At 66.9% G+C, this 8,968-nt stretch carries 11 protein-coding genes; all 11 read right to left on the reverse strand.

What is annotated here, in order from left to right:
* Window positions 1-993: TrbC family F-type conjugative pilus assembly protein (locus VBE63_RS21985; RefSeq protein WP_323685162.1), on the reverse strand; the 993-nt coding region annotated here is incomplete at its 3' end.
* A gap of 115 nt (window positions 994-1,108) precedes the next feature.
* Complete coding sequence (gene lepB / locus VBE63_RS21990) at window positions 1,109-1,642, reverse strand: signal peptidase I (protein WP_323685163.1); 534 nt, start codon at window positions 1,640-1,642, stop codon at window positions 1,109-1,111.
* A complete protein-coding gene (locus VBE63_RS21995; protein ID WP_323685164.1) occupies window positions 1,639-1,989 on the reverse strand; it encodes a hypothetical protein in 351 nt (116 codons plus the stop codon). The genes lepB and VBE63_RS21995 overlap by 4 nt, the downstream gene beginning before the upstream one ends.
* Window positions 1,979-4,384 carry a type IV secretion system protein TraC gene (gene traC, locus VBE63_RS22000; RefSeq protein WP_323685165.1) on the reverse strand — a complete coding sequence of 802 codons (2,406 nt, stop codon included), beginning with the start codon at window positions 4,382-4,384 and terminating at the stop codon, window positions 1,979-1,981. The genes VBE63_RS21995 and traC overlap by 11 nt, the downstream gene beginning before the upstream one ends.
* A complete protein-coding gene (locus VBE63_RS22005) occupies window positions 4,381-4,623 on the reverse strand; it encodes an RRXRR domain-containing protein (RefSeq protein ID WP_323685166.1) in 243 nt (80 codons plus the stop codon). The genes traC and VBE63_RS22005 overlap by 4 nt, the downstream gene beginning before the upstream one ends.
* A gap of 144 nt (window positions 4,624-4,767) precedes the next feature.
* Window positions 4,768-5,163, reverse strand: coding sequence for a TraA family conjugative transfer protein (traA, locus tag VBE63_RS22010; protein ID WP_323685167.1), 396 nt, complete (start codon window positions 5,161-5,163; stop codon window positions 4,768-4,770).
* 98 nt (window positions 5,164-5,261) lie between these two features.
* The gene (locus VBE63_RS22015; protein ID WP_323685168.1) at window positions 5,262-5,738 is read right to left on the reverse strand and encodes a TraV family lipoprotein; all 477 of its coding nucleotides are present in this window, start codon (window positions 5,736-5,738) and stop codon (window positions 5,262-5,264) included.
* 8 nt (window positions 5,739-5,746) lie between these two features.
* Window positions 5,747-5,968 (reverse strand): conjugal transfer protein TraV, encoded by a 222-nt coding sequence (locus VBE63_RS22020; protein ID WP_323685169.1) that lies wholly within the window; start codon window positions 5,966-5,968, stop codon window positions 5,747-5,749.
* On the reverse strand, window positions 5,965-6,720 hold the full coding sequence (locus tag VBE63_RS22025) for a hypothetical protein (RefSeq protein WP_323685170.1): 756 nt from the start codon (window positions 6,718-6,720) through the stop codon (window positions 5,965-5,967). Before VBE63_RS22025 ends, VBE63_RS22020 begins: the two co-directional genes overlap by 4 nt.
* 104 nt (window positions 6,721-6,824) lie before the next feature.
* Window positions 6,825-8,144 carry a TraB/VirB10 family protein gene (locus VBE63_RS22030; protein WP_323685171.1) on the reverse strand — a complete coding sequence of 440 codons (1,320 nt, stop codon included), beginning with the start codon at window positions 8,142-8,144 and terminating at the stop codon, window positions 6,825-6,827.
* Window positions 8,141-8,968, reverse strand: an 828-nt coding sequence (locus tag VBE63_RS22035) for a TraK domain-containing protein (protein ID WP_323685172.1), incomplete at its 5' end; no start/stop codon positions are given. The genes VBE63_RS22030 and VBE63_RS22035, both read right to left, overlap by 4 nt.

Raw genomic sequence — 8,968 nt, forward strand, 5'->3', positions numbered from 1 at the left:
AGTGAAGGGCAGTTGCTCGAGTGGATTGACCGCCTCCCCGGCGGCGACCAGGAGTGCGCCGTCTGGCAGCCGGATATCCGCTGCCGCGGTCAGCGTCGGATCGATCCAACGGGTGCGATCCTCGGTGGCGACCGGCAGATGCTCCAGGTGCAGACGACCGAACGCCCGCTCGAGGGCGCGGGTCTTCATCGCGGTCAAATCCAGCGCGGCCAGGCGGCGTTCGATTTCGGCGAGCAGATCCGGCTCGCGGATCTCGGTGACCGAGCCGCGGGTGCCGAGGTCGCCTTGGCGACCGGCTTTGAGCGCCTGTTCGAGCCAATCGCTGCTCATCAGACCGGCGACGCGGGCGCGCTCGGTCCAGTCGGCTCCATCCCGCTCCAACGCGATCAGCGTCGGCACCGCCGTGATGCCATAGGTCCGAAACGGTGTTGGATCGAGCAGCACGTTTGGCGGCGGATCGAGTCCCTCGAGCAGCCCGCGCAGGCTGGCGGCAAAGGCGATCAGCGATTCCCCCTCGTCGACGCCGCGAAACAGGATGCGCAGCTCGGGCCGGCCACTGGCTAGCGCGAACAGCTCGCGCAGGGACGCCTCGCCCAGGGAGCGGGAGGCGAACAGCAGGTAGGTTCTGGAAGGCTCGCCCATCGCCGGCTGGGATGGATCGGCATCAGCGGACGTCGAGACACTGGATGCACTCTCATCAAGCCCGCAGTCCGTGCCCAGGGTCGCGCAGACTGACCGCATCCGATCAACGGACCCCACGTGTTGCCGCGCGTCTTCCAGCAAACCGCTGAGGTCATCAGGGGTGTTCAGACCCGGCTGGACTTGCCCAACCAACGGAACCCGCGCCCGCAGCCACGCCGGCAGCGGTTGGCCTTCTACACGCTGCGCAATCGCCTGTGCTTGCGCCCGGATGGGCGACAGTGCCTGATCGACACCTTGCTCAGCCTGAACCATCGGCCACTCGGCAGCCGCACCGGCACCGACCACGGCCATGGCGCAACCAGCGAATGTCAGAATATGGCGAGCCCTCAAGGGCAGGCTAGCAGCCGACCGAACGGGGCCACCCCTGGAGCAGGAAGGCCTCAAGCACCGAGCAAGCGCGACAGCCTCAAAACAACGCATAGGCCCGCCCCTGCACCTGCTCGATCGGTAACGCTCCCCAATAGCGGCCATCGAAGCTATCGCGCGTGTCGCCCATCACCCAGAGGTGATCGCGCGGCACCTCGAATTCCGCGCGCTCGAAGGCACGCACCGGCTGCTGCAGGGTCGTCGCCAGGGCCGGGTCGCTGTTCGGGCGCATCACCCCGTTGATCCTTGTCCCCGCCACATCGACCGCAACGCGATCGCCCGCCACGCCCACCACCCGCTTGATCACCGTCTGTCCGACCGTGAAATACGGCACCATCGCCTCAGTCGCAGCAAAAGCCACCAATTGCCCGACCTCGAGCTGCCGATCCCAAGTATCGATCAGATACCAGCGATACGGCGGCAGACAAAGCGCCTCCTGATCATCGAGACCCAGACGAAAGCGCCCACAGAGCAGACTACCGATCACCAGGATCAGCGTTAGCACCGCCAGGGCCTTCAGCAGGAACCGGTCCCAGGGCTGGCGTGGACGGGTTTGATCTGCGCGCACCCTCATCGGCCCGCCTCCTCGCCCAGTGGCAGCGATAATTCCGCCGGTGCGGCCAGCACCGCCTGCGCATCGAGGACCAAAAACCCTCGCTCGGCCAGACGCTCGGAGAACACCCGGATCTGCCCCGCATCAAGCCCGGCGCGTACCGCATCGGCGACCGAGAGGATGACCACCGGCGGCTGACGTGCAGCGTCCCCCGCCAGTGCGGCCAAGCGCTTCTGGCTGATCCCCAGCCCCACCACAGCACCCGCCAGCACCGCCCCGAACAGCAGCGTCAGAAACCAACGCAGAGGCGTTGTCAAAGACGCCATCGCGGGCTCACTGACAGCGCCTGTACGCTGCTCAACGCCCATGCCGCCGCTCCTCGATCAACGCCTTGATCGCCTCGACCGTGCCCAGCCCCTGCGCCCGGAGCCGCTCCAATGCCGCCACATCCTTCGGCGCCGTGCTATAGAGCAACTGCCGGAACGGATCGACCACCAAACGACCGATGCCGCCACCCAGGCTGGTCAGGCAGCAGATCTCCGAATAGGCGCCCGGCACCGTATGCACGGTCTTGAGCAGTTCCACCGCCCCGGCCGGCAACGGCAGGCGCTGTTCCGCCGCCAGCTGATCGATGGCCTGTGAGGGTTGCGCGAGCAGAAAGCTGTTGGCGCTGTTCTCGGCGATCGCCCGGCCCACCGGATGGGTGTACAGATCTGCCAGCGACTGCGTGATGGTCACCGCCGCGCCGCCATACTTGCGAAAGCGCCGATAGCCCGACTCGATGAACTTGCCGACATCGCCATTGGTGAGCAGGTCCCAGGCCTCGTCGATCACCACCAGCTTCGGCTGCGCGCGCTCGCCGAGGTACATCGCCTGCTGGATCTGGTAGATCAGCAGTAACAAGACGACCTGCTGCAGATGCCGCCGACTCTTCAGCTCCTCGAGCTCGAGCACCACCAAGGGCGCGGTGAAGCCAATCCGGTTGCGGCCGTTGAAGAACCGCCCATACTCCCCGGACGAGGTGAACGAGAACAGCTGCCGGCCGACATCCTGCAGCCGGGCATCAGACTCGGCCAGCAACGCCTCGGCGATCGCATCGACGCTCATCTGGTTACCGAGCCGATCCCAGACCGTCTTCAGGATGCGCTTCAGCCCCGCGGTGCGGTAATCCCCCAAGGGTTCGGTCGGCGCCGCCATCGCGGTGATCAGCGCGGTGACCACATCGGCTTCTTCTTCCCAACGCTGCACCAGCTCGAACGGGTTCAGGCAGAGGTCCGCGGTTTCGGTGAAGGCGATGAACTGCCCACCCAAGGCGTTACAAAGTTTCTCGTAGCTGCGCCCGACATCGATGATCCAGCAGCGCGCGCCGGTGCTGAGCGAGGCGGCGACCAGCTCATTGGTGAAGAAGCTCTTGCCAGCGCCGGAACTGGCGGCGATCACGGCGTTGTAGTTGCTCTGCGAGTCGAACAGCGACAGGTCCATCAGCTGGCCGTTACGCGAGAGCAGTTGGATCACCGGCGTACCCGTGCCCTTCCAGTCACCAAAGACCGGGAGCAAGGCCACCGCGTGTCTTGCTGCTAAGGTCCGATAGCGCATCATGTCGCGAATCGCCTTGCGCTCGGCACCGAACGGCAGGCTGTTGAGAAACAGCGGCAGCGCAAAGTACCGATCCGGCATCAGCTGAAAACCCAGCTCGCGCCAATAGGTGATGGCATTGGAGCGCACCGCCTGGGCTTCCTCCTTGGGACTGAACAGGACCAGGCTCAGATGGGCCTGTAACGGACGGTCGCCCTGCTCCAAGGCGCTGAACAGCACATCGAAGCCGTGCTTGCGGCTGATCAGCTCGGGTAGGAACTTGGCCAGCGGGCCATAAGCGGTGTTGGTCGCCCATTGGCGCTGCGCCTTGAGCCGGGCGCGCAGCCGCTCCTGATCGGGGACATGCAGGGTCATGGTCAGCAAGGCGTTGTGACCGATACCGCGGGTTCCAGACAGCGGATCACCCAGATAACGCGCCGCGACGCCGAAGCCGACCCGGTCGGGATAGCGCTTGCAGGAGAGCACCTGCACCCGCGTCTCACCGAGCGTCAGTCCCTCGGCATCGACCTCCAGCGCATGGGTCGGATCGAGCAGTTGCTCGCGGATCAGCCGGTGGGGATCGCACTCAGGGATCAGCCGCGCACGCCAACCGGCCTCCTCGCCCCAGTTGAGCAGGGTGCCGAGCAGGCGCACCAGGTGATCCGACGATAAGGCCTGGGGTTGCAGGCCGGCAGTCGCCAGCACCTGTTCGCACGCCTCGCGGCGCTCTCTGGCGGCGGCATACTCGGCCGGCTCTGGCAATCCAGAGGCCAATGGCAGCTTGACGCTGATGAACAGCAGCAGATCACGCACCCGCAAGGCAGTGCCCACCACCAACGGTTGCTCGACACCCTGGCGCAGGAAGTCGACACGCTGGCGGGTCGCCTCGCGCAACACTGGGGTCGGGCTATCCAGTCGCAGGCCGAGCATCCGGGCCAAGGCCGCATCGATATCCGGACTCGCCCAGAGGCCGACCTGGATCAGGGTGCCGGCGGGCCAGTCCTGGTTGAGCAGGACCAACAAGCGCTCGGCGGTGCTCTCCTCCAGACCGGATAAGGGGGTACAGAGAAAGCCGAAGCCGAGGCTCTCGTCATCATGCAGGAAGAGCTTGGCCTCGGCATCGAAGGCCAGCGGGCTGAGCGGGGTGCTCAGGCGCTCGCCGCGATAATGTCTGGCGGGATGGGTCATGGCGGTGGCATCCCCGGTGTTGACGCCGCGACCGTTATCGGCGCGGGTTCGCCCATCCGGCACAGCTGGATCAGTGGCGGATCATCGCGCACCAGCCAGGCGCGGCCACGGCGCAGCAGAGCACGGGCTCTGGCCGGATGACAGGGTGAGAGCAGATGGCCAACGGGATCGAGCACACTGACGCGCTCAAGCTCGTGGGAACGGGACGCACGCCGGCGTCGCACGCGATCGGTTCGCATGGTCTTGGCTCCTGGTGAAGGAAGGGCACAGAGAAAGCGGAGAACGATGGACGGTGTCCCGTCCGGTCTCGGTCAGGGCGACCGGTCAGTCAGCAGCGGCGATTCAGGGAGGGGTGGCGTGGACTCAGCGGTTCAACCTGAGCCTCAGGTGATCGGCAGTGTCGCCGAGACCACCGCATCGATGATGTCGGGGGCCATGAACAGGCCAAGGCCGGCGGCGATGCCGATCGCAAAGGACAGGATCGACTGGCGCGCAACCCCCGCGATCAGGCCGACGATGATGAAGGCGATGGCGATGATCCGGCCCAGCAGACCGGTCATCCAGCTGATCAGCATGTCGTAGGTGGCCTGAAACTCGGTGCCGCCGGTGCCGGCGATGGCCGCCTCCGGAGCGAGCGTGAGGGCCGCGGCGCCGACGCCGATCAGGGTGGCGGCGAGGAACCCATGATGAGGTCGGTCTGCGGAGGATGACCGGACGGACTGGGTGGTGGCGGATACGGTGGAACACAGGTGAGGACTCAGACAAGGATGGGATGCCATGGCGGCGGTCTCCGGGGTGGGATGGAGCGGCCTTGGCGGCCGCGGGGTTGTGAGAGGTAGGGGTCTCGGTTGTACGCGCGACGATCGGGTCTTGACGCTCATGGACGCTGCTCGGGTGGGCGACGCTCGACCAGCTGCAGCGGCTGCAGCACCCCGGCAGCCGGCAAGACGGCACCCTCGAGCTGCCAACGCCGTGGCAGCACCTCGATGAAGAGGTGATTGGCGCCGTGCAAGGTGCCGTCGGCGTCTTCCCAAGGCGCGACCCAGACGCGCATGACCGAGGCTGGGGCACGGATGGGTGCCGGTGCTCGCGGCGTTGCCTCCGAGGCCGCTGAGGTCGGCGATGCCTTGGGGTTAGCCGGGCTCTGAGCGAGCGAAGCTTGACGGGGCATCCGGCTGGCAGAAGCACCTGACTGCGATTGCTCTGGCAACATCGATTGCGGTGCCTGCAGCGCGGTCAGGGTATCCGGCCTGGTCGAAGGCACCGCCTCGGGCAACGCCTTTGGCAGCGAACCGCTGCAACCGCTCAGCAGCAGGACCAGGGCGCTGCCAGACAACACAGCGAACGAAGACAAGACTGATCTCATCGCAGCCCCTCCTTTCTCGTCAGCATCTCAGCCGGCGGTGGCCCCTGACCCTCGGTGCGTTGGTAGACCTCGGTCACCGACAGACAGAGCGGGCGGCTCGGCAGCCCCTCGCAGGCAAACTGCGGACGCCCCAGTGGACTGGCACAGCCGCTGGTGATCACCAGCACCGCTGAGAGCAGACTCAGCGCGCAGACAGGTTGCAGAACCCTAGTCTTCATCCGGCATCGCCCTCCCCCAGCCAAGCAGCCAAATTCTCAGGGACGCCCTGGTGCAGCCGGCCATCCGGCGCGATCAGCAGCGGCACCTGCTCGACCCCGAGCAGACGCGCCGTGATCAAGGCCCGCACCAAGGGCTGGGTGTCGCACTCGGTCACAGCGTCAGGGATGGCCGACCAGTCACGCGCCATCAGCGCCCGCAGCGCGGCCTCGCCCGAGGGCGCACAGCGCAGCCGCCGCGCCAGATCCAGCGACTCCGGGCCACCGACCGGAAGCAGCACGACCTGGGCCGGGATGCCGGTATCGCGCAGTTCCGCCAAGACCTCGCGTCCCGCCGGATACAGCGGATCGACGAAGACCCAGAGGCTGTCCTCCGCCAGGAGGTCGGCATTCAACGGCAAGGCCCCCAAATCCACCGCATCGAGTGGCAGCCGATCCCGATCGAGCCGACCGGCCAAGGCACTGGCCTGTGCCACATCCTGCAGCTCGACCCCGTGCCAGAGATCCCATGCGGGACCGGTGAAGGCATAGCGCCCACCACCGGCGAGGTAGACCGCCTGGCCATCCAGGTCGAGCATCTGCACCCGGGTCCCCGGCAGCTCGAGTGAGGCCTGGATGCGCGCTGAGAGATCACTCAGCGCTGGCGGCATCGGCGGCGCGCTGAGGGCCGCCTGGGTCGCAACGGCCAGCGCCAGTGCAGACAGTGACAGGGTCGATCGGGACAGGTTGAAAGGACGACAGCGGGAGAGCGACATGGGCATCAATCGCCAGGCAGTGAATCGGTGAGACACAGCTTGCCCCGTCCAACTGGCTCGGCGCGACGGCGAAAGGAACGCAAAATCGCCAGCTTTTGCGACGCTCATGGCAGTTTCAGCCCCACACCGCGATTGAGGATCACCTCGATGCCACGCCCAGCGTCGACCTCAAGTACCGGGAACAGGTTTTCGGCCATATCCAGGTAGTACTCGGCCAGACGCTCCAGGGCCTCGCCGGTCCCCGAGAGCATGGCACCCTGCATCGCCGCCCCGGAGAACACCTGCTGGAACGGCACCGCGCCGCTGCCGGTGGCGACTGTTGCTGCGGGCACGGTCGAGAACAGCTGGCTGAAGCCCTGCAGGAAGCTCACCTGCAGCGCCTGACCGATGACCTGCCCCTGCTTGTTGACCAGGCGCCCACGCACGCCGACCTTGCCGTCCTCGCCGACCGCATAGCCGTCGACCGCGACCTCCAGGGTGCGGCCATCGTGTCGCACGCAGTTGATCGATTCAGCGCGCAGATAGACCCGCTCTGAGCCCAGGTCCCCGTAGCCGCCGACCAGCAGGAAGCACTCGCGTACATCGGCACGGTAGCGGTTCGGGAGGATGGCGGTGTGTTTCAGGCGCAGCAGTGCCGGATAGGGGTCCTGGCGCGCAGCACGACCGGTCGGCGCGTCGAGACCAGATAAAAGCACCCCGCGCAGGATGCTGCGGGCCGGGATACGCACCTCGGGGACGGCGGCCTCGGCGGCCTCCTCGGGAGTGGGTGGTGGCGGCGCATCGGCATCGGCGACGCGGCGGATGTTGAGGCTGCGGGTGGGGGTCTTGGGTGTGTTGGCGGCAGCGATGCCGGGATCAGCTGGCGGCTGAAACAGCTGATCGAGGCTCGGTGGTGCGGTTGGCTCCACTGTTGGCCGGTTTCGTTCGCCAGCGGCGGGTGGGGTAAAGCGACCGGCATCGGCGTTGGCGTCAGTGATTGAGACTGACGACGGCTCAGCGATGCCAGCATCAGCCCGTTCGGCAAGACGCGTCTGCAGATCATCACGCAAGCCCCGCACCTCAGTGCGCAGCGTCTTCAACTCCGCCTCGCGCTCGCTGCGCAGGGTCTGCACCAGCCGGCTCTGGCTGCTGTCGTCGGCGACGCTCAGGCCAACCTTCTCCAGGTTGTGGGCGATGCCGCGTACATCGCTTTCCAGGCGCTTCAGCCGTCGGCCCAGACCATCGATACCCAGATCGCGAGGATCGACGTCGGTGAGCAGATTGGTCACCAGGCGCTCGCGCTCGCCCTGACCCGGCTGATGCTGGCCGGGCGCGGTGGCCATCAGCCAGGCGAGTCCGGCGATCACCGCGCCGCCGGCGCTCAGGGTCAGTGCTCGGCGCGCTTTCGGGCTCAGTTGGGCCCAATGGTCGGTGAGTTGGGTCATCGGCGGCCCTCCGATCGCTGGGTCGCTGTCAGCCCCGGACCAGCAGGCAACGGCACAACGGATTCACCCGTTCGCAACGCGAGCAAGAGTTGGGTCTCCTCACCGTTACGCAGCTCTGTGCGGGGCCAGGTCGCCTGAGCGGCAATCACGGCGTTGCCGCGTGGGCGGCAGTGGTGCGGGGTCATCCCGAGAGGTTCCTGACCGCTGTAGCGCAGCGTCGCCTTCAGGAGTGTCAGGTGTTCGCCTTTGTGGACCTCCAGATCCGACGCCCGCAGTCCGTGAGCCTCACAACGCAGCCGATCCTCCGACCGAACGGAGCCAGGACGAAAGCCCTCGGGCACCTCACCGCGTGCCAGATCACGCAGGGCCGCGGTCAGGGTCTGCAGATACGGCAGTGGCTGCTGCCAGAGAGCCGAGCGCGCCGGACTCAGCGCAACCGGGGTAGGCTCGGGCTGCGGAGCCGGGGCGGTCTGTGCCGGGGTCTTGGGCGAGGTCTGGGCCGCTCGGTAGCCGGGGACCTGAAGACGGATCTCGCGCGGTGGGACGCGGCGTGGCGCCAGGGTCAACGCGATCGTGGTCCCTGAGGCATCGCCGGCGCTGATGTAGAGCGTCGCCGGAACCTCACTGGCGGTAGCGACATAGACGACCTTGCCCTCGACCTCGGTGCTGAGGTCGGAGACGGTGCGCACTGAGGGTCGCTCGAACGGGGTGACGATGCGATTGAGGTGATCGATCGCCAGTTCCAGGATGGCATTGGCGCCGGGTGCCACGGTGATGGTACGCGGTCCCAGGGCGAGGACTGCGGGTTCGTCCGGATTGGAGTC

It is taken from the genome of Lamprobacter sp. (assembly GCF_034860625.1).
Lineage (GTDB): Bacteria > Pseudomonadota > Gammaproteobacteria > Chromatiales > Chromatiaceae > Lamprobacter.